The organism is Halomonas sp. IOP_14 (assembly GCF_021021315.1).
Lineage (GTDB): Bacteria > Pseudomonadota > Gammaproteobacteria > Pseudomonadales > Halomonadaceae > Vreelandella > Vreelandella titanicae.
The window spans coordinates 213,672-239,372 of the sequence record NZ_JAINWD010000001.1; the positions used below are offsets into that span (position 1 = coordinate 213,672).

26 protein-coding genes are annotated in these 25,701 nt (G+C 54.6%); 10 read left to right on the plus strand and 16 right to left on the minus strand.

Going from position 1 to position 25,701, the window contains the following annotated elements; all coding sequences use genetic code 11:
* Positions 1 to 109: 109 nt before the first annotated feature.
* Positions 110 to 424 carry an addiction module antidote protein gene (locus K7H09_RS01030; protein WP_022522689.1) on the minus strand — a complete coding sequence of 105 codons (315 nt, stop codon included), beginning with the start codon at positions 422 to 424 and terminating at the stop codon, positions 110 to 112.
* Between the two features lie 4 nt (positions 425 to 428).
* The gene (locus K7H09_RS01035) at positions 429 to 725 is read right to left on the minus strand and encodes a type II toxin-antitoxin system RelE/ParE family toxin (protein ID WP_022522690.1); all 297 of its coding nucleotides are present in this window, start codon (positions 723 to 725) and stop codon (positions 429 to 431) included.
* A 172-nt stretch (positions 726 to 897) separates the two neighbouring features.
* Here K7H09_RS01035 and ilvD point away from each other — a divergent pair, with 172 nt between their 5' ends.
* Together ilvD and chrA are read left to right on the plus strand one after the other, a co-directional pair.
* Positions 898 to 2,580 (plus strand): dihydroxy-acid dehydratase, encoded by a 1,683-nt coding sequence (ilvD, locus tag K7H09_RS01040; RefSeq protein ID WP_009287633.1) that lies wholly within the window; start codon positions 898 to 900, stop codon positions 2,578 to 2,580.
* A gap of 112 nt (positions 2,581 to 2,692) precedes the next feature.
* Entirely contained in the window at positions 2,693 to 3,886 is a 1,194-nt protein-coding gene (chrA, locus tag K7H09_RS01045; RefSeq protein WP_200890240.1) for a chromate efflux transporter, read from the plus strand.
* Positions 3,887 to 4,013: 127 nt separating this feature from the next.
* On the opposite strand, the gene K7H09_RS01050 is transcribed toward chrA, so the two are convergent.
* Complete coding sequence (locus K7H09_RS01050) at positions 4,014 to 4,286, minus strand: XRE family transcriptional regulator (protein ID WP_008958942.1); 273 nt, start codon at positions 4,284 to 4,286, stop codon at positions 4,014 to 4,016.
* A 219-nt stretch (positions 4,287 to 4,505) separates the two neighbouring features.
* Here K7H09_RS01050 and purE point away from each other — a divergent pair, with 219 nt between their 5' ends.
* Both purE and K7H09_RS01060 read left to right on the plus strand, forming a co-directional pair.
* Positions 4,506 to 5,021 carry a 5-(carboxyamino)imidazole ribonucleotide mutase gene (gene purE / locus K7H09_RS01055; RefSeq protein WP_022522693.1) on the plus strand — a complete coding sequence of 172 codons (516 nt, stop codon included), beginning with the start codon at positions 4,506 to 4,508 and terminating at the stop codon, positions 5,019 to 5,021.
* Between the two features lie 11 nt (positions 5,022 to 5,032).
* The gene (locus K7H09_RS01060) at positions 5,033 to 6,172 is read left to right on the plus strand and encodes a 5-(carboxyamino)imidazole ribonucleotide synthase (protein WP_041158172.1); all 1,140 of its coding nucleotides are present in this window, start codon (positions 5,033 to 5,035) and stop codon (positions 6,170 to 6,172) included.
* 148 nt (positions 6,173 to 6,320) lie between these two features.
* On the opposite strand, the gene K7H09_RS01065 is transcribed toward K7H09_RS01060, so the two are convergent.
* From K7H09_RS01065 to K7H09_RS01095, 7 genes are all read right to left on the minus strand, one after another.
* The gene (locus K7H09_RS01065; protein WP_041158171.1) at positions 6,321 to 7,124 is read right to left on the minus strand and encodes a TraX family protein; all 804 of its coding nucleotides are present in this window, start codon (positions 7,122 to 7,124) and stop codon (positions 6,321 to 6,323) included.
* Between the two features lie 138 nt (positions 7,125 to 7,262).
* Positions 7,263 to 8,030 carry a transporter substrate-binding domain-containing protein gene (locus K7H09_RS01070; RefSeq protein WP_009287639.1) on the minus strand — a complete coding sequence of 256 codons (768 nt, stop codon included), beginning with the start codon at positions 8,028 to 8,030 and terminating at the stop codon, positions 7,263 to 7,265.
* A gap of 176 nt (positions 8,031 to 8,206) precedes the next feature.
* On the minus strand, positions 8,207 to 8,938 hold the full coding sequence (locus K7H09_RS01075) for an ABC transporter permease (RefSeq protein ID WP_022522697.1): 732 nt from the start codon (positions 8,936 to 8,938) through the stop codon (positions 8,207 to 8,209).
* Complete coding sequence (locus K7H09_RS01080; protein WP_027960125.1) at positions 8,938 to 9,642, minus strand: ABC transporter permease; 705 nt, start codon at positions 9,640 to 9,642, stop codon at positions 8,938 to 8,940. The genes K7H09_RS01075 and K7H09_RS01080 overlap by 1 nt, the downstream gene beginning before the upstream one ends.
* A 15-nt stretch (positions 9,643 to 9,657) precedes the next feature.
* The gene (locus tag K7H09_RS01085) at positions 9,658 to 10,428 is read right to left on the minus strand and encodes an ABC transporter ATP-binding protein (protein ID WP_022522698.1); all 771 of its coding nucleotides are present in this window, start codon (positions 10,426 to 10,428) and stop codon (positions 9,658 to 9,660) included.
* Positions 10,429 to 10,639: 211 nt separating this feature from the next.
* The gene (locus tag K7H09_RS01090; protein ID WP_022522699.1) at positions 10,640 to 11,617 is read right to left on the minus strand and encodes a succinylglutamate desuccinylase; all 978 of its coding nucleotides are present in this window, start codon (positions 11,615 to 11,617) and stop codon (positions 10,640 to 10,642) included.
* A 233-nt stretch (positions 11,618 to 11,850) separates the two neighbouring features.
* The gene (locus K7H09_RS01095) at positions 11,851 to 12,291 is read right to left on the minus strand and encodes a hemerythrin domain-containing protein (RefSeq protein ID WP_022522700.1); all 441 of its coding nucleotides are present in this window, start codon (positions 12,289 to 12,291) and stop codon (positions 11,851 to 11,853) included.
* A 215-nt stretch (positions 12,292 to 12,506) separates the two neighbouring features.
* On the opposite strand from K7H09_RS01095, the gene wrbA reads away from it, so the two are divergent.
* Positions 12,507 to 13,106, plus strand: a complete 600-nt coding sequence (gene wrbA, locus K7H09_RS01100; protein ID WP_041158170.1) for an NAD(P)H:quinone oxidoreductase — start codon at positions 12,507 to 12,509, stop codon at positions 13,104 to 13,106.
* A 106-nt stretch (positions 13,107 to 13,212) separates the two neighbouring features.
* Here the strand turns inward: wrbA and K7H09_RS01105 are convergent, their stop codons facing one another.
* Together K7H09_RS01105 and K7H09_RS01110 are read right to left on the minus strand one after the other, a co-directional pair.
* Positions 13,213 to 14,241 (minus strand): SMP-30/gluconolactonase/LRE family protein, encoded by a 1,029-nt coding sequence (locus K7H09_RS01105; RefSeq protein ID WP_041158169.1) that lies wholly within the window; start codon positions 14,239 to 14,241, stop codon positions 13,213 to 13,215.
* Positions 14,242 to 14,401: 160 nt separating this feature from the next.
* Positions 14,402 to 15,475 carry a tartrate dehydrogenase gene (locus K7H09_RS01110; RefSeq protein ID WP_009287642.1) on the minus strand — a complete coding sequence of 358 codons (1,074 nt, stop codon included), beginning with the start codon at positions 15,473 to 15,475 and terminating at the stop codon, positions 14,402 to 14,404.
* A gap of 156 nt (positions 15,476 to 15,631) precedes the next feature.
* Between K7H09_RS01110 and K7H09_RS01115 the strand changes: the two genes are divergently transcribed.
* Entirely contained in the window at positions 15,632 to 16,573 is a 942-nt protein-coding gene (locus K7H09_RS01115; RefSeq protein ID WP_041158168.1) for a LysR family transcriptional regulator, read from the plus strand.
* An 11-nt stretch (positions 16,574 to 16,584) separates the two neighbouring features.
* On the opposite strand, the gene K7H09_RS01120 is transcribed toward K7H09_RS01115, so the two are convergent.
* Positions 16,585 to 17,121: a lipocalin family protein gene (locus tag K7H09_RS01120; RefSeq protein ID WP_022522704.1), complete on the minus strand. Its 537-nt coding sequence runs from the start codon at positions 17,119 to 17,121 to the stop codon at positions 16,585 to 16,587.
* A gap of 129 nt (positions 17,122 to 17,250) precedes the next feature.
* Here K7H09_RS01120 and K7H09_RS01125 point away from each other — a divergent pair, with 129 nt between their 5' ends.
* Positions 17,251 to 17,679 carry a secondary thiamine-phosphate synthase enzyme YjbQ gene (locus K7H09_RS01125; protein ID WP_039859676.1) on the plus strand — a complete coding sequence of 143 codons (429 nt, stop codon included), beginning with the start codon at positions 17,251 to 17,253 and terminating at the stop codon, positions 17,677 to 17,679.
* A 77-nt stretch (positions 17,680 to 17,756) separates the two neighbouring features.
* Complete coding sequence (locus tag K7H09_RS01130; protein WP_041158167.1) at positions 17,757 to 20,003, plus strand: glycosyltransferase; 2,247 nt, start codon at positions 17,757 to 17,759, stop codon at positions 20,001 to 20,003.
* On the opposite strand, the gene K7H09_RS01135 is transcribed toward K7H09_RS01130, so the two are convergent.
* The 3 genes from K7H09_RS01135 to K7H09_RS01145 form a co-directional block, all read right to left on the minus strand.
* A complete protein-coding gene (locus K7H09_RS01135) occupies positions 19,985 to 20,689 on the minus strand; it encodes a TVP38/TMEM64 family protein (RefSeq protein WP_022522707.1) in 705 nt (234 codons plus the stop codon). The two genes, K7H09_RS01130 and K7H09_RS01135, sit on opposite strands and share 19 nt — an antisense overlap.
* A gap of 97 nt (positions 20,690 to 20,786) precedes the next feature.
* A complete protein-coding gene (locus tag K7H09_RS01140) occupies positions 20,787 to 21,725 on the minus strand; it encodes an ABC transporter substrate-binding protein (protein ID WP_041158166.1) in 939 nt (312 codons plus the stop codon).
* A gap of 64 nt (positions 21,726 to 21,789) precedes the next feature.
* Entirely contained in the window at positions 21,790 to 22,971 is a 1,182-nt protein-coding gene (locus K7H09_RS01145; protein WP_022522708.1) for a TauD/TfdA family dioxygenase, read from the minus strand.
* A 137-nt stretch (positions 22,972 to 23,108) separates the two neighbouring features.
* Here K7H09_RS01145 and K7H09_RS01150 point away from each other — a divergent pair, with 137 nt between their 5' ends.
* Positions 23,109 to 23,972, plus strand: coding sequence for a LysR substrate-binding domain-containing protein (locus K7H09_RS01150; RefSeq protein ID WP_022522709.1), 864 nt, complete (start codon positions 23,109 to 23,111; stop codon positions 23,970 to 23,972).
* Positions 23,973 to 24,076: 104 nt separating this feature from the next.
* A complete protein-coding gene (locus K7H09_RS01155) occupies positions 24,077 to 25,525 on the plus strand; it encodes an alanine/glycine:cation symporter family protein (RefSeq protein WP_022522710.1) in 1,449 nt (482 codons plus the stop codon).
* Positions 25,526 to 25,701: the final 176 nt, after the last annotated feature.

Sequence of the window (25,701 nt, forward strand, 5' to 3'; positions counted from 1 at the left end):
GGGCGGGATGACTAGGATATGTTGACGTTTGGGAATGAGGCACCGGCAAGATCAGCCGAACTCACTGGTCAGAGGTGTTGCTAAAAGCAAGGAATGGGCGATAAGCGCTCTAGCTGCCCGCTTCTGGCCGCGATAGCGGTTTAATAGATAGGCGCAACCCCAAGGAGTTGGCTACTTTGCTAATGGTCGCAAAAGCCGGGTTTCCTTCCCCCGATAGGGCTTTGTAAAGCCCTTCACGGCTCATGCCTACGTCTTTGGCGAGTTGGCTCATGTTGCGAGCACGGGCGATATCACCAAGTGCGGCGGCAAGAAGAGCAGGATCATTTTCTTCCATTACTGCATCAAGATAGGCCGCAATATCCTCCTCAGTTTGAAGATAATCAGCAGTATCGTAGTGACTGAAAGTGACATTAGGAACGGTCATGGTGTTACTCCTTCCATTGCGCGGCAATGGCTTTGGCTAGTTCGATATCGTGGGATTGGGTGGCTTTATCACCACCGCACAGCAGAACCACGATTACTGGCCCCTTGGTAATATAATAGACGCGGTAGCCTGGCCCATAAGGAATTCGCAGTTCAGAAACGCCTTTACCGACCGGCTTCACATCTCCAGGGTTGCCCAGACTCAAACGTCGGATGCGGGCTTCAACCTTGGCGCGGGCACGGATATCGCGAAGCTCGCGTAGCCATCTATCGAAGACATCGGTTTTAATCAACTCGATCATGGTGATAACTATAGTTGGCAGTTCTGAGAGTGTCAACTTTGGTTGACGTCTGATCAAAAGCAAAGAAACGATGGGGGGAACGCTATGGTGTCAGAAGTTAATCATCTTGCGGGATGCGATATATATCGCCAAGCTATGCGGATACCGTGAACAACGCTAAGAGAGATTTCTAATGTCTGATTCATCGCAAAACTCCCGTCGTCACTCTTCCCAAGTGGTCGATGGCCCAGGCAAAGCCGCTAGCCGCGCCATGCTGCGCGCCGTGGGCTTTACGGATGCCGATTTCAAGAAGCCTCAGGTGGGTATTGCCTCTACCTGGAGCATGGTGACGCCCTGCAATAGTCATATTAACGAGCTGGCTGAGTTTGCCCGTGACGGTGCCGATGCAGGCGGTGGTAAAGGTGTTATTTTCAATACCATCACCATTTCCGATGGTATTGCCAACGGCACCGAAGGGATGAAGTATTCACTGGTGTCGCGGGAGGTGATCGCCGACTCCATCGAAACCGTCGCCGGTTGTGAAGGCTTTGATGGCTTAGTCGCCATTGGCGGTTGTGATAAAAACATGCCGGGCTGTCTGATGGGCCTGGCGCGTTTGAATCGCCCCAGCGTGTTCGTCTATGGCGGCACCATTATGCCCGGCAAGGGGCATACCGATATCGTTTCGGTCTTCGAGGCGATGGGTGCGCACTCCCGTGGTGATATCGACCTGATTGAGCTTAAGAACATCGAAGAAACGGCGATCCCTGGCCCTGGCTCCTGTGGCGGCATGTACACCGCCAACACCATGGCGTCGGCGATTGAAGCCTTGGGCATGAGCCTGCCGGGTAGCTCGGCGCAAAATGCCATCTCCCAAGAGAAGCGTGACGACTGCAAAGCGGCGGGCGAGGCGGTGCTGGCGCTGCTGGCGGACGATATCAAACCCTCCGATATTATGACCCGCGAGGCGTTCGAGAACGCGATAACTGTCGTCATTGCTTTGGGTGGCTCTACCAATGCGGTGCTGCACCTTATTGCCATGGCGCGCACCATCGGCGTTGAACTGTCACTGTCCGATTTCACTGAAATAGGTAAGCGCGTACCGGTGCTTGCCGACCTGCGCCCCAGCGGCCACTACATGATGAGTGAGCTGGTGGCGATTGGCGGTATTCAGCCGCTGATGAGAATGCTATTGGATGCGGGCTTGCTCAACGGCAACTGCTTGACCGTCACCGGCAAAACGTTGGAAGAGAACCTTGCTGAGGTTGAGCCTTACCCTGCTGAACCGCCGATTATTGCATCGCTGGGTAATCCGATTAAAACGGAAAGCCATCTGCGCATGCTCTACGGCAACTTGGCACCGGAAGGCGCGGTAGCGAAGATTACCGGGAAGGAGGGCACTCGCTTCTCTGGTTCAGCGCGGGTATTTGGCTCGGAAGAAGAGGCCCAGGCGCGTATTAACGATGGCACCGTCGTTGCCGGCGATGTGGTGGTGATTCGCTATGAAGGGCCGAAAGGTGGCCCCGGCATGCGTGAAATGCTCACACCGACCTCGGCGATTATGGGCCGTGGTTTGGGTAACGATGTGGCGCTAATTACCGATGGGCGCTTCTCCGGTGGCAGCCACGGTTTTGTGGTCGGCCATGTGTCACCAGAAGCTTTTGACGGCGGCCCGTTGGCGCTGGTGAAAGATGGCGATACCATCACCATCGATGCTGAAGCGGATACCATCGACGTTGATCTCTCCGATGAAGAGCTGATGCGCCGTCGCGCCGCCTGGCAGCAGCCAGAACCCCGCTATACACGCGGTGTGCTGGCTAAGTATGCGCGTTTGGTTAGCTCGGCCAGCACCGGCGCGGTGACCGACCAGGAGTAATCCGTGTTGTCGTTATGAGCGTATCCTCATGAGCGCGCTGTCATAAAGAATTAAAGCGCAAGGCTTAGTATAAAAGCCTTGCGCTTTTTTATTGGGATAACAGGTGGCCGAAATGGTGGAGCAATCGCAGGCAAGCGAGCGCATAGGTGAGGTGTTTTGGATATTTTTAGCACTCGGCTTAACTTCTTTTGGCGGCCCGGTAGCGCACCTGGGGTATTTTCGCACGGCCTTTGTGGAACGGCGCCAGTGGCTCTCTGAGCAGGCCTATGCTGATCTAGTGGCGCTGTGTCAGTTCTTACCGGGGCCCGCCAGCAGCCAGGTGGGCTTTGCTCTTGGCCTATTGCGCGCGGGGCCTTGGGGGGCTGCCATGGCGTGGCTGGCGTTTACACTGCCCTCGGCGATTATCCTGGTGCTGTTTGCGTTTGGCGCGGCGGTGCTGGATGGCCCTATTGGCAGTGGCATTATCCATGGCTTAAAAGTGGTGGCGGTGGCGATTGTTGCCCACGCGGTGTGGGGCATGGCGCGTAATCTCTGCCCGGATAAAACCCGCACGGGAATCGCGCTTGCGGCGGTATTTACGGTGGTGCTGGTCAGTGGCCCACTGGGTCAGGTGTCGGCGATTGTGTTGGGGGGCTTAGCCGGGCTAACACTGTGTCGCGATAGCGCTGCCGCTACGGCAAGTGAGTCGCTGCATTTTCCGGTGACGCGTAAGGCAGGCATGGTGGCGCTGGGGGTATTCGCAGGGCTGTTGATTCTGCTGCCGTTATTGGCGGGGATGGCGGTTTGGCTGGATATCGCCGATGCGTTTTACCGTTCAGGCGCATTAGTGTTTGGTGGCGGGCACGTAGTGCTTCCGCTGTTGGAAGCGGAAGTGGTGCAGTCGGGTTGGCTTACGTCGGATGAGTTTTTGGCTGGTTACGGTGCCGCCCAGGCGGTACCGGGGCCGCTGTTTACGTTTGCGGCTTACTTAGGCGCGCTGCTGCCCGGTATCAATGGTTTAGTCGGTGCTTTGCTGGCGCTGCTGGCAATCTTTATCCCCGGCTTTTTGCTGTTAGTGGGCGTGCTGCCGTTTTGGAATCAATTTCGTCAGTGGGGCAGTGCCCAGGCGCTAATGCGCGGTGCCAATGCGGCGGTGGTAGGCATTTTAGGCGCAGCGCTTTATCAGCCGGTGTGGACGAGTGCGATCATTGGTGCAGAGGAGTTTGCCCTGGCGTTAACCGGTTTCTTGCTATTAACCGTATGGAAGCTGCCCGCTTGGGTAGTGGTGGTTGTTGTAGCGTTTGGGGGTATTGCGATTGCGCCATGAGCCGTCATTACGAACGAAGTGAAGTAATCTCGGGATTGGGGTAGGCGTGAAAAAAAGCTTTCTTGGCAGACCGCCGGGAGGCGGCCTGCGTGGAGTGGAGAAGTGGGAACAGCAGAAAAAGTGTCTGCTATGGCGCCTCCAGCTCTAAGGTGCGACGCAGGGCGTGAAGTTCATCCACTCCCAGATGCTCAAGCCTTCCGGCGAGCAGGTCGCTGATTTTCTGAACGGGAAGCCCTGCCCGGCGGGCAATTTCTCGGCTTCCTAAGTCTGATACGGCGATCAGACGCGTGATAATACGCATTAATCGCGTACGTTTTTCAAGTTCCCTGACGTCGAGGTCAGGGCTGCTTCGCGGAGGATCAAGCTGTTCCGCAGTGGCAGTTGCGCGTGCCGTGCTCATGTGGCTCCATCAGTCTGAAATGACAAACACACAATGCCGCCAACCGGTGCGCATTTCAATGCCTATTTTGATGAAAATTTCGCGACCTCGGCAACGCCCGCAAACGGGCTAGCTCTGGTAGACTATTCGCCTTCCTATTTTGATGTGTGCCTGACTCGGCGCACGCTGTTTTTTAATTTAGTTTCGCTTTTTATAGGCCGTTGGGCCGAGGAGTTTTGCATGTCGTCGAACAGCGCACCCAAGGTGGGCGTGATCATGGGATCCAAGTCCGACTGGCCAGTCATGGAGCACGCTGTTTCCATGCTGGAGCGTTTGGGCGTGGCTTATGAAACTCGCGTGGTGTCAGCACACCGTACACCTGACCTGCTGTTTGACTATGCCAAGAGCGCTGCCGAGCGCGGTTTGCAGGTAATTGTGGCAGGCGCGGGCGGTGCTGCTCACTTGCCAGGTATGGTGGCCTCGCAAACGCCACTCCCGGTACTGGGTGTGCCGGTGGAGTCGAAAGCGCTAAAAGGTTTGGATTCGCTGCTCTCCATTGCCCAGATGCCCGGCGGCATCGCAGTGGGCACCTTGGCGATTGGTAAAGCGGGCGCGACCAACGCAGGGTTGTTAGCAGCGCAGATCGTTGGCCTGCAAGATGCGACCGTACGCAGCGCGGTTGAAGCGTTTCGCGCCGAGCAGACTCAGAAAGTTCTCGACAACCCTGACCCGCGCCCCGAGCCGGAAGCGGAATAAGGAGTCTGGCTATGAACTCTGGTATTGCAAAAAACATTGGCGTACTGGGTGCAGGTCAATTAGGCCGCATGTTGGCGCTAGCGGGTTATCCGCTGGGTAATCGTTTCACTTTTTTAGATACTACGGGTAATCCCAGTGCTGGAATTGGCGATGTAATTGTCGATCCTAATAACCAGCACCTGGCTGAGTTTTTGGCCAAGGTTGATGTAGTGACCTACGAGTTCGAACACCTGCCCGTTCAACTGTTGCGCGAAATTGAGCAGCACAAGCCGGTTTATCCCAGCAGTCGTGCCATTGAAGTGTGCCAGAACCGGGTCGAAGAGAAGACACTGTTTGATCGTCTAGGCATTCCGACCCCTGCTTACCGGGTAGTGCAGAGCGCCGAGCAGCTTGAAGCCGCCGCCCGTGAGTTGGGTTGCCCGGTGGTGGCTAAATCGGTCACTGAAGGCTACGACGGCAAGGGGCAGGCGGTATTGAAGCAGCCCGAGCAGGCTGGCGAGGCGTGGAGTGCTATTGGCCACTCTCAGTTAGTTGTTGAAGCATTTGTCGATTTCGTGCGGGAAGTCTCGATGATTGCCGTGCGCGGTCGTGATGGTGAGGTGGTGTTCTACCCCATGGCCGAGAACCAGCATGTGGATGGCATCCTGCGCTACTCCGTGGCGCCGCTGCCTGATCTGGATGCCAGCGTGCAGCAAACCGCTGATGGCTATATTCGTGCGCTGCTGGATGAACTGGATTACGTGGGCGTGCTAGCGCTAGAGCTGTTTCAAACCCGCGATGGCAGCCTGCTCGCTAACGAAATGGCGCCTCGCGTGCATAACTCCGGTCACTGGACGATGGACGGCGCAGTGACCAGCCAGTTTGAAAACCACCTGCGCGCGATACAGGGCTTGCCCTTAGGTGATACCCAGGCGATTGCGCCCACCTGCATGATTAACGTGGTTGGTCGTGAAGGCGACAACGCAGCGATTCTAGCGCTTGCCAATACGCACCTGCATCGCTACGACAAAGCAGAGCGCCCTGGTCGTAAGCTTGCCCACGTCAATATTCTTGCGCCTAACCATGCCGAGCTGCTGGAAAAAGTTGACGTCTGCAGTGCCTTACTGCCCGAGGCACCGCCGGCTGCGTTGAGCTTCGCCATTAAACAGTAGTTTCTAAAGCCGTCTGCCTAGCCCAGACGGCTTTTTTACGCATGTTGACCAACCACACAACTTATAGCGCTAAAAATACTTAAATACGCTAAAAAGGAACGACAACAAAAATCAGCCATTAGGCAGACCTTTGGAACGCCGTCTGGGCTTAAGCCAATTGACCAATTAGCAGCACCCATAAAGCGATTAATGCAAAGTGGCCGGGGTACCACGCTAGCCATAAGCGCCGCGGCATCACTAAGTAGACAGGGGGGATTCGTTGCGCTGCGCCTGCAGCAAGTACCAGCACGATGAGGCACGTACCTACGGTAAACGATTTGGCCATGTCAGAGGCATTCATCTGCCCGGCAATCCAAAGTGCCGGAAACGCCGCCAAGCCTGCCCATAGGCGCGCTTGAAAATGGTTTTCAGCTTGGCTCAAAGCGTGCATCGCGAACATTAATAGCGGAATCAGCAGCAGCCCGTTGTGCCCGTACTCCACCCAAAAACCGAGCAAGTACCACACGGTCACACCTACCGCTGCACCGGCTAACAACCAGGGCAAACCTAACGTTTGCTGCTGGTAGTGCTGCCAGCCTTGGCGCACTAGCGCACCTAAGGTTAAACCACTGGCCAGGGTAAAGCAGACGTTGAGGATAAATGCGTCTGATGAGCGTGGCATCATCATGTAGGGGAGTTGGGCAACCAAGCCGATAATTAGAATTCGGCGCGAGTAGCGCAGTGGGTTGCGGGTATTAAACAGCCCGTGCCAGGCCACCATGGCGGCAAACAGCGGGAAGGCGATACGGCCAATGGAAGACCCGGCCCAGCTTAGATCCCAATCGCCGGGCAGCACATAGCGAGTGAGGTGATCCACGGTCATGGTGATCAGCGCCAGCCACTGCCCCCAGCCGGTCCAGTGAGAAGAGAGGCGAGGTAGCGTGCCTGCATGTGGGCTAGTCGGGTGAGCCATAAAACCTCCGTGTTGAACATGCTCGATGATACACAGACAGAGGTAGCTTTACCTAGTTCACTGAATTTTCAGCGTTAGGTAGAAACGCATCACCCCGGCGGTTGCCGGGGTGATGGACACTAAGGCTTGCTGTGATGCTTACTCTTGCCCACCGAAATAACGGTTGTAGATCTCGTCGTAAGTGCCGTCTTCTTTCACTTCAGCCAGGGCTTCGTTGAACTGCTCAGCGAGTGCTTCGTCGCGTTGACGGAACGCGATACCAAAGCCATCACCAAAATACTCTTTAGGTTCGGTGAGCATCTCGCCGACAACAACGTAGTTGCCTTCTTCGCTATCCAGTAACGTGGACTTACCGACTGGGTAGTCGAGGAACAAGATGTCCAAACGCTCGGACTCCATGTCCAGCACCATGTCATCGGCGGTAGAATAGCGGTTGATGTCGGCGACATCGCCATACATGTCGGTGACGTAATTGTCCTGCAGAGTGCCGCGCTGAACGCCGATGGTCATGCCGGCGAGCGACTCTTCATTGGTTGCATCAAGGTCGGTGCCTTCAGGAGCAAACCAGGCGGACGGTGGGGTGATGTAGGGGTCAGAGAACAGCACTTGCTCGCGACGGTCATCATTGATCGTCATGGAGGACATAATAGCGTCGTATTTACGTGCCATGAGACCCGGGATAATGCCGTCCCAGCCCTGTACAACCCATTCACATTCAACGCCGATACGCTCGCAGAGGGCGTTGCCCAGGTCGATATCAAAGCCGGTCAGCTCGCCATCCGGCGTGCGATATTCCATCGGCTCGTAAGGCACATCAACCCCGATACGTAGTTGGTCTTCTTGCGCCTGGGCGGCGCTTGCTGCAACGGCTAAGCCTAGCAGTGAGACAGACAGCAGTTTTTTCATTATGTATCTCCTTGGAAGCAGAGTTCATCTAAGCAACCACCGCCTAATGATGGCGTTGCCTATATGGCGTTGACCACGTTAGTCACAGGTTGCGTTGTGATGATCATTGATAACTTATCCTAACTCGGCGTTGACGAAAAGCGCTTGATGATTCGTAAACCAACGTTTGTTTCACACTAGGAGTTCTGTGGCTGTAGATGTGCGAGCAGCTTTTTTTCTAGATAACGAAAGAGATACAGGATGGTGAAGGTTAAACACAGGTATATCGCTGCCACAAACAAGAATGCGTCAAAAGGTGCATAAAAACGCGCATATACAAAGCGCGCCGCGCCGGTCAGGTCCATAATCGTCACTACGCTGGCAATAGCGCTGGCATGTAGCATGAAAATGACTTCGTTGCCGTAGGCCGGCAGTGCGCGACGAAAAGCGCTGGGGATAATAATGCGCCGCATGGTCTGCTGAGGTGACATGCCATAGGCACGAGCCGCTTCAATTTCACCTTTCGAGGTAGACTTAATCGCGCCGCGAAAAATCTCGGTCGTATAGGCGGCGGTGTTGAGGGTAAATGCAATGAGTGCGGGAACGAACGGTTCTTCAAGTATCACCCATAGCCAACTTTCTTGGATTCCGTCCACGAACACCACGCCGTAATAAATCAGGTAGAGTTGGATGAGTAGCGGTGTGCCACGAAAAACATAGGTGTAAGCAAAAATAGGCCACTTAATCCAGGCGTGTTTTGAACCACGCCCAATGGCAAGGGGTACCGCAGCGATTAAGCCAATGACCAGCGATAAAAAGACCAGTTGCACCGTGGTGGTCAACCCATCGCCATAGTAGGAAAGCGTTTGCAGCGTGAAAATACTGTTCTCGGCAAGCTGATTTTCGAGCCATGTCATGAAAGCGGTCATTAGTCTGCCTCCCCATAGCCAATGTTGTAGCGTTTTTGCAGACGAGCAAAGATCCATTCCGAAACGCTGGCGATGAGCAGATAGATAAGCGCGACAATAATCATGAAAGTGAAAGGTTCGCGCGTCGCTTTAGAGGCTTCTGAGGCGACACGCACCATATCAGAAAGCCCGATTACCGAGACCAGTGCGGTGGTTTTGAGCAATACCATCCAGTTGTTGGAAAGGCCAGGCAGTGCATGGCGCATCATCTGCGGAAAACGGACGCGACGAAAAACCAGCCCATCGCTCATGCCATAGGCTTTACCTGCTTCGATTTGCCCATTATCGACCGCCATAAAAGCGCCGCGAAAGGTTTCCCCCATATAGGCCCCGAAGATTAGCCCAATGGTGACAACGCCCGCGACGAAGGCATTAATATTGATAAAAATATCGATATCGAACGAGTAGTAAATCCAGTCGGTGATCATGTTGACGCCAATTTGGCCGCCGAAAAAAAACAGCATCATCAACACGAGGTCGGGCACACCGCGAATAAGTGTGGTGTAAAGCGTGGCAAGACGATGAGCTAACCAGTTGCGCGACATCTTCGCGCTGGCGGTCAGGAGCCCTAAAATAATCGCTAAAATCAGCGACAACACCGCTAATTGGATGGTGACGCCAGCCCCTTCGATCAGCCGGGGGCCATACCCTTGTAAATCAATCATGGTCAGCCTCGCGGATCAGTAATTAGGTGCCAGGAATTGCTGCAGGCGCGGTGATTGCGGGTTGCCTAACACTTGATCGGGCGGGCCAGCCTCTTCCACCAGGCCCTGGTGAAGGTAAATCACTTGGCTAGAGACATCACGGGCAAACCCCATCTCGTGAGTCACCACGACCATGGTGCGCCCCTCTTCAGCGAGGTCGTGCATGACTTTCAATACGTCACCGACCAATTCCGGGTCAAGGGCGGAGGTGGGTTCGTCAAACAGCATCACTTCTGGATCCATCGCCAGTGCGCGGGCAATAGCGCCGCGCTGCTGTTGGCCGCCGGACATCTGTGCTGGGTAGGCGTTGGCGCGGGCCGTTAAGCCAACCCGATCGAGCAGTGCATGGGCGTGCTCCAAGGCTTCTTTTTTGGGTTTTTTCAGCACATGAATCGGCGCTTCGATGATGTTTTCGAGCAGCGTCATGTGGGCCCACAGGTTAAAGCTCTGGAACACCATGGAGAGCTTGGCGCGCATTTGTACCACCTGCTTCCAATCTTCAGGTTCGCGGCCGTGCTTCGTGGTCTTAAAGCGAATGGGTTCGCCATGGACAATGAGGTCGCCATCGTCGGGCTGTTCAAGCAAGTTCATGCAGCGCAAAAAAGTACTTTTACCCGATCCAGAGGCACCAATCAGGGTAATCACATCGCCCTTTTGGGCTTGTAATGAAAGACCTTTCAGAACTTCCGTATCGCCAAAGCGTTTTTTAATATTACGCACTTCAAGGGGAGTAGGCGTAGCGGCCATATCATTGGCTCCAGTACAGAGTTGCCGCAGCAACAAGTGGGTTTGTTTGATGCGGCTGGCGCGAAAAAGGGGCGATTCTATCAGGCTGGGCGCATTATGCGCGCTTTCCTTCTAACATTATGCACTCGACGATAGTCGTATCGACGTCGAGGGTCCTGTTGTCGCCTCACCATTGTTATTGTCTTGGCTAAAGTAGATCCTGCTTGGGGGGTTAAACGATAGGCGCCACCAACAGCGCGGCACGGGCGCCCACCTCTACTTGTGCGTTAGGAAACACCACATGAAGGGGCGTATCGCCTACCCGAAACTCACCCGACTTACCGTCTTGGGCCAGCAGAGTGCCGGGCTCAAAGCGGCTGAAGTTGGCTGTGTCCTCGGCAAAACAGAGTGTAAAGTCCTCCGAGTGACGCATTAATTCGTGTTGAACCTGGAAAAACTGCATTTGCGTGGCGGGCTGATTGGGTGGCGTATGTCCTTCACTAAGCGCGGTGAGTAGTGTACGCATCGGTTGTAATGATGCCATATCGTTGTGGCCAAAAGGCGCTACCCGCCCTAGCTCAAAGGTAAATGCCTGAGCGGCGTGATAGTGCTTGCTGTAGTGGGAGAATGTCCAGCTGTGCTGATGTTGGTGCAGCACCGCCTGCATACCCGCCGCCGCCAGCCAGCCCCACTGCTCAGCATCGGTGGAGGATTCGGCAAAAGGCTCCACTACAAAACGGGGGTAGCGGCTATCCCGAATTGCGGTATGTAGGTCGTAGTGCAGTTTGGGGCGCCCGGCATGGCGGGCATAAAAACTATCCACCGCGGCCATTAATTGCCTGGCGCGATCTGGCTCCTCGCCCTTGGCGGCTAGTTCGCGGCTAAACAGCCGGTTTAAATTGGTGGTAAGGAAACGCTGCTGCGCCTTAAGCGCGGGCAGGTTGCCTAAAATCACCAGCACAGGAGCGCCGAGCGATATGCTGCCCGCTTCTACGCCGCTTAACCATTCACCCACCAGTTCAACCGGTGCGGTTTCATTGCCATGGATCGCCGCTGAAAAAATGCACGTGTGGGCGCTTTGGCTTACCGTGTTAGGGGTGAGCTCCAAAATACCAGGCGCATGCAAATGATAAGTGCCGCTGGCGAAGACGCCTTGGCTGGCGGTGGGGAGTTGCCCATCAAGCGACCAGTCGAGCCATTGGCCTAGCATTGTCGCTCCTCAGTTAACTGTTTTGAGTATCGTTGTCAGTATAAAAGCGAGCCTAGGTTTACCACGCTGGGCGTATGCCACAAGCCCGCAGGTCGTTCGCGTGTAAAACCCTAGCGTATTCGTGAAAAAGCGTCTTCATGAAACACGCGGAAGCTGAAAAGTGGCTTTATTTAATCGCTAACAGCAAAAAACGCCCATGGGGTGCATGAGCGTTTTTCAATTTGTTCATCACGTTACGCTGAACGCTGGCGCTGCATTTCTTCCTGGTACTCGCTAGCAAGCGATGTCTTTTGTTTATCTTGCAGGCCACGGCCCGCCAGCTGGAAAACCTCTTGCTCTTCTTCATCCAGGTGGTGAGTGACTAAATCCTGGAGCTGTTTGGCGTGGGTCAACCAGTGGGTTGCACTGTAGTCAGTTTCATCAAGCAGTTCTAAAAGCTCATCAATTTCATGATGTTCGGCAACGCTATGGCGGGCTTTTTCCTGAGTCAGGTCGATTGACATCATTGGGATATAGAGCGCCCGCTCTTCGGCAGCGGCGTGATAATGCAGCTCTGCCCGTACCTGCTGATACAGTTTATCTCGCTCATCGCTGTCTCCATGTGTTTCAACTAAGCGGGCGAGCAGGTCGCGCTGAATATCGTGATCCTTGCGCAGGGCTTCAAAAATCGTCATTCCAGACTCCTTGGATACGTTTGATGTAGGCAAGTCAAAAGCTAGTGGTGGTTGGCGTAAAGTGCAAGATGGCGTTCGTCGATGAAATCGACGCCCACGGACGAAAACATTCGCTTTTTTCTATGCTTGAGTGCGCTATGTTGTGTTTACTACTTATTAGGCGACGCTCACTGCACTACTCATAACTGCACTATTCATAAGTGAAGGAGATAGTAATGACAAAGGTACTGGTACTTTATTATTCCATGTATGGCCATATTGATACGCTGGCTCAGGCCGTGGCAGAAGGCGCAAAGGGTGTGAGCGGTGTTGAGGTGGCGGTGAAACGCGTTCCTGAAACCATGCCTGAAGAGGCGTTCAAGAATGCAGGCGGTAAGCAGGATTACGACACGCCGGAAGCGACGCCTCAAGAGCTTGCCGATTACGATGCGATCATTTTCGGTACGCCCACCCGCTTTGGGAATATGGCCGGTCAAATGCGTACCTTTCTGGATCAGACCGGTGGCCTGTGGGCGAACGGTGCTCTGCGTGGCAAAGTCGCTAGCGTGTTCACTTCTACCGGTACTGGCGGCGGTGATGAGATGACCATCACCTCTACTTGGACCACGCTGGCCCACCACGGCATGATCATCGTGCCGATTGGTTACGGTCTCGAAGAGCAATTTGATATTTCCAAAGTCAGCGGCGGTACGCCTTACGGCGCCGCAACCATTGCTGGTGGTGATGGCTCACGCCAACCTGACGAGCGTGAGCTGAAAATCGCCCGTTTCCAGGGCGAGTTGGTCGCGAAAACGGCGGCTAAACTGGCCAGTTAATTAGTTCACTAGCCAAGACATATACGAGTCAGCCATGTAAAAGCCTCGCTGGATATATCCGGCGAGGCTTTTTTGGGCTGGGATATTGGCTGGGATTATAGTCTTACTACGCTCCACGTGCCGCCGTGTAAATTGTGTAGACGGATTGGCTGGCCGTCATAAATAGTCGATTGCGGCTCTTGCCCGCAAAACACACGTTCGAGCAGACTTCAGGTAGCAATACTCGGCCCAGCAAGGTGCCTTCCGGTGAGAAAACCACTACTCCGTCGATACCTTCACCACCATTGGCACTTGACCAGATATTGCCATCCACGTCGCAGGTCATGCCGTCGAAAATCGTGTCTTCGCTGGTCACGATAACTTGCCGGTTACTGACACTGCGACCATCTTCACCCAGCGACCAGCGAATAATTCGCGCGGGTTCGTCGAAATGGGTGGGGGCACTGTCACTGGCGTAGAACCCTTCGCCATCCGGCGTTAATACAATACCGTTTGGCTTATAAATATCGTCGGTCAGCATGATGGGCTCATCCAGGCTGTCATCGACGTAATAGATGGCCGTTTCTAGCTCCAGGTCTCGTTTTTTGCCCTCGTAGTCGAAGTGAGCACCATAGCCTGGATCAGTGAAGATCACTCCACCCGAGGGCAGTGCCACCACGTCATTAGGGGCATTGAGCGGTTTGCCCTGATAGCGCTCTGCGAGCACCGTTGTGCTGCCGTCCCACTCGTAGCGTAAAACGCGTGAGGGATAGTGCTCGCAAGCAATTAGCCGCCCCTGATGATCGAAGGTATTACCGTTAGAGTGGCCGACATTGTCTCTCAATACGCTGACTTGACCAGTGGATTCGTCCCAGCGCATCTGCTTGGCACGAGGTATGTCGCTGAAAACAACATAACGACCTACGGCGTTCCATGCTGGCCCCTCTGTCCACAGACCTCCACTCCAGTGGCGTTCTAGAGGACTGTTAAAAATCATGTAATCACTAAAGCGGGAATCTTCGACTTTCCAGGCATCGATTGGGTATCGTTCCGGGGTGGAACCTTGTGAGCTCTGCAAAGCAAAAAGCTGGGGCGATGTGCCAACAGCGGCCAGGGCGGCCGATGCCGAAAGGAACTGACGGCGTCCAAGTTTCATAGCATTGTCCTGATGGTTGTTTGTTGATGTTGTTATGAGCGAAGTGAAACTGATGTTTCTTCCACCCTCAGGACAAATGTAGAACATAAGCGATTAAAAAACATACATTGGCTGCCCGGTTGGATTCAACCAGACAGCCAATCTTTATGCCATATGTGTGTCAGTGCGAAATAGCGTTGGCAATCGCCTTGCCTAGGCTTGCAGTGGTGCCTTCTCCACCCACATCGCGGGTAAGTACGGTGGCATCCCCTTCGCTCAATACTTCCTCAATGGCCGTGACTATTGCGTCACCGGCTTCTTTGTAACCGAGGTGCTCCAGCATCATGGCGCCTGACCAAATTTGACCGATAGGGTTGGCAATACCCTTACCGGCGATATCCGGCGCGCTGCCGTGTACTGGCTCGAACAAGCTCGGAAAGTTGCCTTCTGGGTTGATGTTGGCTGAAGGGGCAATGCCTATCGTGCCGGTGCAGGCGGGGCCGAGATCAGAAAGAATATCGCCAAACAGATTGCTGCCCACGACGACATCAAACCAATCCGGGTGGAGAACGAAGTTGGCGGTAAGAATATCGATATGAAATTTATCCACCGCGATTTCAGGGTAGCCCTTCGCCATTTCGACCACACGTTCATCCCAATACGGCATAGTGATTGAGATGCCGTTGGACTTGGTCGCGGAGGTGAGCTTTTTACGCGGGCGAGTTTGGGCCAGTTCAAAGGCGTATTTCAATACGCGGTCTACGCCGGTGCGGGTCATGACCGTGTCTTGAATGACCACTTCACGGTCGGTGCCTTCAAACATTTTGCCACCAACGCTTGAGTACTCGCCTTCAGTGTTCTCACGCACCACGTAAAAGTCGATATCCCCGGGTTTACGGCCTGCTAGCGGGCTTTTAATGCCGGGCATGAGCTTGCAGGGGCGCAGGTTGATGTACTGATCAAAGCGGCGCCGGAATTGCAGCAGTGAGCCCCACAGGGAAATATGGTCGGGTACTTTGTCGGGCCAGCCCACAGCGCCATAAAACAGCGCATCAAAACCTTTTAACTGCTCAAACCAATCATCCGGCAGCATTTTGCCGTGTTCCAGGTAATAGTCGCAGCTGCCAAACTCAAAGGTGGTGAACTCAAGATCAAGATTAAAGCGCTTGGCGGTCGCTTCAAGGGCGCGGATGCCTTCAGGCATGACTTCGGTGCCGATGCCGTCACCGGCGATAATGGCAATACGGTGGGTCATAGTGGTTCCTTACCTTGTTAGTTACTTTTTATGCTTGTGAGTCGTGAGTCGTGAGTCGTGAATAGTAAATAGAGTGTAGCGGCTATTTTGATGGAGATAATCAGGCTACCATTCAAGTTATTGTTGCGTGAAAGTGCAGAATGACTGAGGAGCGATATGGCGCACCTGGATGATTTGGCGTTTTTTCAGCACTTGGCGCGGGCGGGAAGCCTGACGGCGACTGCTCGCGAGCTGGGGCTATCGCTCTCGGCTGTAAGCAAGCGGCTAAAACAGTTGGAGGCGCGCCTGGGAGTAGAGCTCGCGGCTCGCACCACGCGGCGATTGACGCTAACCGCAGAGGGTGAGCGCTATTTGGCCCGTGGCGCGCTGATTTTAGATGAGTTGGATGAGCTGGAAAATTCACTGGGTGAGGGAGTCGATCAGGCGCTTAGCGGACGTTTGCGGGTAAACGCCACTTTTGGCTTTGGGCGCCGCCATATTGCGCCACTGCTGTCCCGCTTTTGTGCCGATCACCCCGAGGTGGAAGGGTGGTTGGAGTTAACCAATTTTCCGCTCAATCTGAGCGATCACGGCTTTGATATTGGTATTCGCGTGGGCGAGCCACCGGAGTCCCGCTTGGTCGCTCGGCGTATTCTGGCCAATCGGCGGGTGCTCTGTGCGTCGCCTGCCTACATTGCCCAGGCGCCGTCTTTGCAAGTACCGGCAGATTTACAGCAGCACGCTTGTTTGGTGATTCGCGAGAACGACAGTGATTTCCCCCTCTGGCGCTTTGAACAAGTCGCTCAGCCTGCCAAAGGACTGCCTGGGCAGACACAGTCGATAAAGGTCAGCGGTCGATTAGCCAGCAACGATGGAGAGGTCATTACCCGCCTGGCCTTGGACGGCCACGGTGTCATGCTGCGCTCCTGGTGGGACGTTAACGAGCACCTTGCCAGTGGCGCATTGGTAGCGCTGTTGCCAGGCTGGCAGGGGGTGCGGGCAGATTTTTATGCGGTGTTTGAACAACGTCGCCATGTGCCCGCCCGGCTGCGCGCTTTTATTGACTATGTTCAGCGAGAGATAGCGGGGCGGGTACCAATATTGCCTGAAGGGAGCTAATCAGAAGCTGCTTATCGGCTAGGACAAGCCTCGCTTTGGTTAACATCAATCAGCTCTTCAGTAGGGAACTCCAGCTCGGCTGCTCGCTGACGCAGGCGTCCTTCTGTCGCGCTATCCATTTCCGCTGTACGTGAAAGTATCCACAAGTAGTCGCGGTTAGGGCCTGCCACTAACGCCCACTGGTACTCCTCATCCAGCTCAAGGACGTTATAGCCGCCGTAAAAGGGGCCAAAGAAGCTTACCTTTAAGCGCCCAACGCTTTCATCGTCAATAAAGTAGGCGCGGCCTTCAGCCTCATCCCACTCTTGCTCTTCAAGGTTGTAACCACGGTTGATTACTCGAACACCGCCATCATCGCGCAGGCTGTAAGTAGCGGTCACGCAATCAAGACCGCGTTCAAAGGAGTGATCCAGGCGGGCAATTTCGAACCACTGGCCCAGGTAGCGGTCTAGCTCAAAGTCTGTTACTGGCTGCGTGCCATCCGGAATGCCAGTGCAGCCGGTGAGTAGGGTCATACTAACGATGCTGCTTCCTAGCAGGGTTTTCATTAACGCGCTCCTTGGCGATGATTCGAGGGTGATCGACTATGGTTAGTGCTATCTGTTGCTATTTTGCCATACAGCAGGAGAAGGCGGTGATGGAGTGTTTTCGTTTACATAACAAATAAAGGAGTGTGTATGTGGTGCCAACAAGAGATTCATTTGCCCGAAATGGCGCGCGGCTTTCATTTGATTACGGATGATGTGGCCCGCGCACTGCCTTGTTTAAGTGACTGCCAGGCTGGCATGCTGCATTTACAGCTGATGCACACTTCTGCCTCGTTAACGCTCAATGAGAACACTGATCCGGATGTGCGCCACGATTTAGATGCTTTTCTGCGTCGACTGGTGCCCGAAGATTTACCCTATTTCCACCACACTCTGGAAGGGCCTGATGATATGCCCGCCCATGTAGCCGCCAGCCTGCTGGGTACACAGCTTACGCTAGCGGTGCGCGATGGACGCCTGGCTTTAGGTACTTGGCAGGGCATATGGCTGGGAGAACACCGCAATCAGGCTGGGCCACGTCGATTACTGGCCACCCTAAACGGGTGTGAAGCGCGCTAGCTTGGCGCGCCACCTCGACTCAGCGTTGCTGTATAGTGGTTAATAACCTCATATTATCTTTGAAAAAGCGCTTTTAAATGCCACGACGCTCCTTTCTTCGCCTTTCCCGACAGCGCAGGTTGCGGCTGTTCTTTTTTCTTAATCTTGCTCTGGTGACTGGGCTAATTGCTCACCAAATTTGGTTGTATGTAGCAGAACCCAAATTTGAGTCGGTGCATACCCTTGAAGTGGCGAATATTCGCGAGGTGTTGAAGGAGCGAACCGACTATCGCTTTGCGGTGGTGGGCAATATCAATAACTCGGTGAGCGTGTTTCAAAAGGAGATTGTGCCGCTCATCAATCAGAGCGGCATCGATTTCCTGATTTCCGCTGGGAATGCCGTCAATAGTGGGCAGCAGGAGAGCTACCAGGCGATTTATCAGAGTCTGGAGCAGCTCAATGTCCCTTACTTACTCACCTACGGTGAAAATGAAGATAGTGATTTCGGTAGCTATCTGTTTTACGAATATTTTGGGCCGCACTTTTACTCGTTTGTAGCGGGCAATAGCCACTTTATCTTTCTTGACGGTACCGGCAAGTCCTCTACCTCCTGGCAGCTTGATTGGTTGGAGCGTGAGCTTACGGCCTCAGAAACACAGCATCGGTTTCTATTTGTTGGTTTGCCGCTGCACAACGTAGTGCGCGACGCGCCGCTGTTTGAAGCGGACAATTATCTCAATGATTCTCGCTTAGCCGATGGCATTATGGCGCTGGCAGAGGAGCATGACGTTGACACCGTATTTTCCGCCAACTTAACGCTCTTTTCCCAGCAGACGATTAATGGCGTGGATTACGTGACCACCGGAGGCGCGGGAGGCATCCTCATCGATGCCGATAGCAGCTTTCACCACTACGTCATCGTCAATGTAGAGGGTGAGAATGTCGCTATTGCGCCGGTGCGGTTAAATGTGGATAGCCCTGGCTGGTGGCGGATGGTGAGTAGTGTGGCTTCCACGGTGTATGCATTTTTCTACGTTAGCTATACGCGGTTTTTGCTGATTGTGGGTATGTTGACTCTGCTCGCACTGCGCTTATATCGGCTAATTTTCGAAGATCGCGACTACTATCCTGATTTTGATATCGACCCAACGCCTTTCCTGGGTAAATCTCTGCGCGTAGCGATGATCTCTAATAACTACTTTCCTTTTGTATCGGGGGTATCGGTCTCGGTGGATCGCCTGCGCAATGGCTTATGTGATCTAGGCCACACCATCCAACTGTTAGTGCCGCGCTACCGAGAAACGTGGCAGGACGACAGCTCAATAAAACGCATCCCCACGCTAATGGCATTTGGGCAGAAGGGCGAGTTCCGGTTAACCAATCCGTTCAGTGCGCGTTTTCGTCGTTGCCTGCGTGGGTTTAAGCCGGATGTTATTCATGTTCATCATCCCTTTTGGCTCGGTTCCATGGGCCTGTTTATGGGGCGTCGGCTCAAGGTGCCAGTGATCTACACCTATCACACCCGCCTGGAGCACTACGCCCATTTCGTGCCGTTGCCCGGTGCGCTGTTTCGTAATTTGATTTCCCATACCCTGATCAAGCGCTTCTCTAATCGCTGCCAAGGAGTGATTGTGCCGACTTATTCCGCCGAGGAGTATCTGCGCATGATTGGAGTGAAGACTCCCTCGCTGGTGCAGCCCACAGGCATAGATGTGGCACGCTTTTCTCACGTTGAGGAGAGTGAGTTGGAAGCGCTGCGCGAGCAATTAACTATCGACCCTGCAAGTAAAATATTGATTAGCGTCTCGCGGATTAGTAAGGAGAAAAACATTGGCTTTATGCTGGAAGCCCTCGCCGAGCTTCAGTCACAGGGGCATGATGATCTTCATCTGCTACTGATTGGTGATGGGCCAGACCGGGAGGCGATTCAAAACCAAATTGATACTTTGAAACTGACCTCGCAGGTCACCCTGGTCGGAGCGGTACCGCCTGAGCGCATGGCGCTTTATTACCATCTTGGCGATATATTTGTGTTTGCTTCGACCTCAGAAACCCAGGGTATGGTGATTCTTGAAGCAATGTCGGCGGGGTTGCCGGTCGTGGCGGTGCGCTCAAGCGGTATCGATGATGTGGTGCGCCAAGGGGTCAATGGGTTCAAAACACCGCAAAATCGTCAGGCCTGGGGGCAAAGGGTGGTTGAGTTAAAAGATAACGCTGAGCGACGCCGGGAGTTGGGTAAGCAGGCCAGCCACTTTGCTGAGGAGTTTGATATTGCCAACTTTGCCTCAGCGGTGGCGGGCTTTTACGCCGAAGTGCTGGCCAAATATCACTCGCCTTCGCGGTGAGGCTGTTTTTTTGCCGCTTGGCGGCGGTTAGCATAGCGTTTAAGGCCTATTAACAAGCTAACGCCAGCCGCTAGCCCGACAGCCGCTAAGATGATTTCTTTGGTCGAGGCAGCGGTGAACAGTGCGCCTAGCTGGCTGCCCAATAAGATCACCGCTGCCAGCCCCGGTACGATGCCCAGGGTGGAGCCGATCATATAGTCGCGAAACTTAAGGTGAAAAGCGCCCGCCAGCATATTGGTGAGCGTGAACGGGGCGAGTGGCAGCAGGTTAATCACCGTCATGGTGCGAATGCCGCGCTTGGATAAGTAACCCGATAGGCCACGCAGATGACGCCCGCCATAACGCATAAGCGCCTCACGGCCTAACCAGTGGCCTACCCAGTAAGACACAATCGAGGAGGTCAATGTGCCTAGCGTGGCGTACACCAGCCCCCATATCGGGCCAAACAGTAAGCCAGTCACCACCACCAGTAGGCTAAGTGGAAACATCACCAGCAAGGCGCTGGCATAAGTGGCCATTACCGCAGCAAACATCCAGGGCGCGGTACGCCACTGGCGAATGTAAGCGATAAACTCGCTAAGGCGCGCCTGGGTGAGTAGGTCGTAGCGCTGCAGTACCTGCCACATGACGCCCAGCAGCACGACGATTACCAGCAGGCCTACGCCCTTGCCCAATGTCCGCGACATGCCCACTCCCATCGGCTAAAAAAGCGCTAGCATACGCTAGCCGTCCAATGGGATGAAGGCGCTTTTCCATTAAGTGCAGTTGTTAATCAGCGGTTTATTAGTTGTTGAGCTGGGCTTCAATGACCGGCCAAGCGGGGTCGCCGTCAGTGGTGGTGACGTCTGCCAACATTGCTTCAATGCGTTCTGGGTGGTCGTTGATCCACTGTTCGGCGACGTCGGTAAGATCCTGCTCTTCCTGGCCAAACGCCTGAATCATCCAGCTCTGCTCTTCAGCCGAAAAGGTAAACTGCTCAAAGAAGGTCACTACGTTAGGGGTGGCTTCAGCGTAGCCACTGCGCAGCAGCGTCAACACATCGCTTTCACCGTTGTTCTCACCGAACAGGTCTTCAGGATCTTCCAGGTAGCGCATGGGCAGCTCAAGGTTCATCCAGTGGGGCGTCCAGCCTACCCAGACAATCGGTTCCTCACGGGAGATGGCGTCACGTGCAGCGGAAAGCATGCCCACTTCACTGGTATCGACTACCTGCCAGTCACCTAACCCCCAGGTGTCGTTGTCAATGGCGTTGTGAAGAATCTCACTGGCAGCAGAGCCTGCGCCGAAGCCATAGATTTCACCCTCGAACTGCTCGCGATTTTCGTCTAGATCAGCAAAGCTCTGAATGCCACTCTCATACAGATATTCCGGCACCGCCAGGGTCATTTGCGCACCATCGACGTTATTCGCCACGTCAATCAGTACACCCGACTCCTTGCGGGGATTGAACATCTCACGCTGGGCGGGCAGCCAAGCCCCTAGAAAGGCGTCGATATCGCCGCTTTCGATACCCTGGTAAATCACCTGTAGGCCGATTTCCTGGGTGCTGGTTTCGTAGCCGAGTGGGTTTAATAGCTGTTCGGCGATAGCCGTTTTTACTGTAATGCCGGGCCAGGCGGGCACACCGAAATCGAGGGTTTGGTCGTCGGCGTGAGCCGCCGAGGCAAATAGCGCGGTAGTGGCGAGGGCAATGCCTGAGGCGAGAGGCTTGAGGTGTGTCATAGGATCTCCTTGCTAGGTTTTTGTCTGATAGGTGTTGTTGTTAAACAGTGATTATTGAATACCGCTAAACGTTACGGGCCAGCACGCGGAGGCGTGAAGCCAGCATGTCGCGGTCTAAATAGGTGCCCTGTAAATGGCGTGCGCCGCTGTTGGGATCGAACTCGCGCCGTCCGTGGAGTACGCGACGATTATCAAAAGCGACCATTTGACCAGGGCGAAGGGTGAACTCTAGCTGGTGCGCTTCGCTGTGGAACAGCTTCCACAATAGAGCGTAGGCGCTGTACCAGGCGTCCATCTGCTCTACTGGTAGGTGAAGGGCATCGCGAATCCAGTTATTCAGGCGCATCTCAACCAGATTGCCTGCGCTATCCAGAGTGATCACCGGTGCCCGCATTGAAATATCGTGGGTTTCATCCTGAAAGCGAAAATCAATCGGTGTTTCGCTAAGAATCGTCAGCGCTTCTGGAGACTCCTGGCGCAGAGCTTCTACGACCCGAGCGCCATCAGCAAATAACGATTCGCCGCCGCTGGCACCGTTTTGCAGGCAGTAGAGCAACTGAATGTCTGGCGGTTGGCGCCAGTTGGGTAAATCGATATGCAATGGCAACCCTACCGCGGTATAAGCCGCGTTGTTGGGATTGGGTTTGGAGCGCACATCAAAGCGGGCGCCAAAGTTGGTGGCGCGCAGGGGGCCAATACGTTCAGCTAAGCGGCTTACTTCCTCTTCTACCAATGGGCCGTCGGTAATCAGTGCCAGCCCGTCGCGTAGCATGGCGGTTAGCCAGGCTTTCTCGCCTAGAGGGGTTAAAAAATCGCTATGGCTGATGTGCTCGGGAGTGAAGTTATCGACCCAAGGCTTAGCGTTGGGTACCGCAGAAGTCAGCTCGGCTTCCGGGCGGCGCTGGTAAAGCCAGCCGCTATGAAAGGCACTGACATGACCATCTTGCCATTGCAGGTGTAAGTGCCCATCTAGCAGAGCAACGCTGGGTGGCTCAGTGATGGGTTCAAGCGGCAGGTAGAGCCTTTCCCGGGTCTGCGGATGCCGGCAGGCCGGGCAGGCGCAGTGGTCGCGCAGCCAGAGCAGGGGCAGAGTAGTTTTTTGACCATCTAGCCACTCAAGGGCAATGCCATTGTGGGCAAGCGTCGCTTGAGTGAGTACCGGGCCCGCTTGATAAGGACTTAATTCGCCCATCTCAGGGGTGTTTGCATGGGGGGGCGTTAAGGTGGTCTCTGCTGTGCTGTTCATTAAAACTCCGATTCGCTCCCTCTGTGGCATTACGTAGGGGTGTGCGTTTGTGCCAACCAGGATGCGGAGTAGCCGCAGCAGTGACAAACGATTAATCTGACCCCTAAGACATCATTTAATTTATAGGTCTCTTTTTCATGAGCCAATTACCGCCATTGTTATGGCTACAAGCCTTTGAATCTGCGGCGCGTACCTTAAGCTTTACCGCTGCAGGCAATGAGCTGGGGGTTACCCAAGCGGCCATCAGCCAGCGCGTCAGGCTGCTGGAAGACCGGGTGGGGCAAAAGCTCTTTGTTCGTCATGCACGCAGCTTAACGCTTACCCCCGCTGGGCAGGCGTGGCTGCCGAGCATTCACGATGCGTTTGTGCGTATTAGTGAGGGCACCCTGGAGGTCTTTGGCAGCACCTCTGAGCAGCCAGTGACGCTGCGTGCCACGCCGGTTATTCAGCAGTCGTGGCTGGCGCCGCGTTTAATTGCCTTCCACCGGGCTCATCCCCAGGTGTCGATTCGTGTAGTAAGTGCTATCTGGCCCGATGACTTTGGCCCCGAAGGGGCGGATATCGAGATTCGCTATGGCAAAGGGGAGTGGACGGGCGTTGAAATGCAGCCGCTAGGCGAAGAGCAACTGCTGCCCGTTTGCTCGCAGGCGTTAGCGGACACGCTTACTGCGCCGAGCGATCTGGCTGGGCATACGCTGCTGCACGCTGTCGGTTTTGGCGTGGGGTGGCCGGGGTGGCTGCAGGAAGCGGGGGTTGCTCACCTGGAAGCGCAGTGCTGGTCGCTCACTTGCGATAACCAGGTGATGACACTGGCGCTTGCTAGCCAGGGCGGTGGCGTTGCGTTAACTCACCGACGCTTAATGGAGCAGCGTAGCGATTTGGTGGCGCCTTTTGAGCTCAGTGTGCCCAGCGATGAGCGCTTCTGGTTGGTTCGCCCTAGCCGGCGCCACGTTAGCGACGAATCCGAGCTGGTATGGCGGGGGCTTTGCGATTCAATGTGATAAGTGGTTATTGCTGTTTTAAAGTCTTTTCACCAATTTCCTTGCCATTTTGGTGCAGCCGTGAAAAATGATGCGCTTTCATTGTTTAAAAAGGCGTGATCTTCATGGACTTTACTCTCCCTCCGTTGCTGACATCGCTGGTGGATCGCGGCAACGGCTTGCTCTGGGGCAGCGTGCTGATTTATCTGCTGATTGGCGCGGGTCTCTATTTTACTGTGATGACACGCGGTATTCAGCTGCGCTATTTCGGCCATATGTTTAAGCTGCTGGGCAGCTCCCGACAATCAAACGGCGGTATCTCTTCGTTTCAAGCGCTCTCAACCAGTCTGGCGGCCCGAGTCGGTACCGGTAACCTGGCGGGTGTCGCGGTGGCTATTTATTTTGGTGGCCCTGGGGCCATTTTCTGGATGTGGATGACCGCAATGGTTGGGATGGCGACCAGTTTTGTGGAGTCCACCCTGGCTCAGGCGTACAAAACAGACCACGGCGACAACACCTTCCGCGGCGGCCCTGCGCGTTATATTGAGCGTGGTTTGGGCTTGCGCTGGCTGGCTGTGCTGTTCTCTATCTGTTTGATCATTGCCTTTGGGTTAGCGTTCAACAGCGTTCAGGCCAACTCTATCGCCCAGGCCATGGAACAGGCGTTCGCCATTCCCACCTGGGCCATGGGGTTAGTTTTGATGGCTGTTGTGGCGCCGATCATCTTCGGCGGTTTGAAGTCGATTGCCAAGGTGGCTGAACTGGTGGTTCCGCTCATGGCGCTGCTCTACTTAATTCTGGCGCTGGTGGTAGTCGGGTTGAATATCAGTGACTTGCCTGCAGCGATCATGACCATTGTGCGCAGTGCATTTGGCTTTGAGCAGGCGGCCGGTGGGGCAGTAGGCTACGCGGTATCCCAGGCGATTATGAACGGCATTCAGCGCGGGCTGTTTTCCAATGAAGCGGGGATGGGCTCAGCGCCCAATGCCGCGGCCACGGCCTCTACGCGGCCAGATCATCCTGCTGCCCAGGGCTTTATTCAGATGCTCGGGGTGTTTCTGGATACCCTAGTGATCTGTACGGCCACGGCGGCCATCATCATTATGGCGGGGCCGGAGCTGATGGCGGGCGATGAGAACAACGGCATTCAGTTGACCCAAATGGCGCTTTCCAGCCATGTGGGCGATTGGGGCGGTATGTTTATCGCGGTGGCGATTCTGCTGTTTGCGTTTACCTCGGTGATTGCCAACTACTCCTACGGCGAGTCCAACATTGAGTATCTGGCCGGGCGCCGCGCCCCGGTTGCCGTGTTTATTTACCGCTTAGCGGTGCTGGCGATGATTATGATTGGCTCGGTGGCAAGCCTGGGGGCGATTTGGAACTTCGCCGACCTCTCTATGGGTATGATGGCTATTATTAACCTGGTCGCTATTCTGCTTCTCTCGCCAGTAGCTTTCGCACTCTTCCGCGACTACGAAGCGCAGTTGAAAGCGGGCAAAGAGCCTGTGTTTGATCCCAGCCTTTTTCCCAAGCTGGTTAATAAAGTCGATCCCAAGGCCTGGCCCAAGAAGTAATCAAGCTTAAGAAAACGAGCTATAGTCATTTAATCCACTGGCTGTGCCCCGCTTCGCATTTTGCGTCGCGGGGCTTTTTATTTTATTGGCCGTCGCATGATTCGATTTAATCGAATATAAGTCGGAAAACGTTGCGCTTTTGCTTATTAGAAAGCGCCGTAGAATAGCTTCCAATC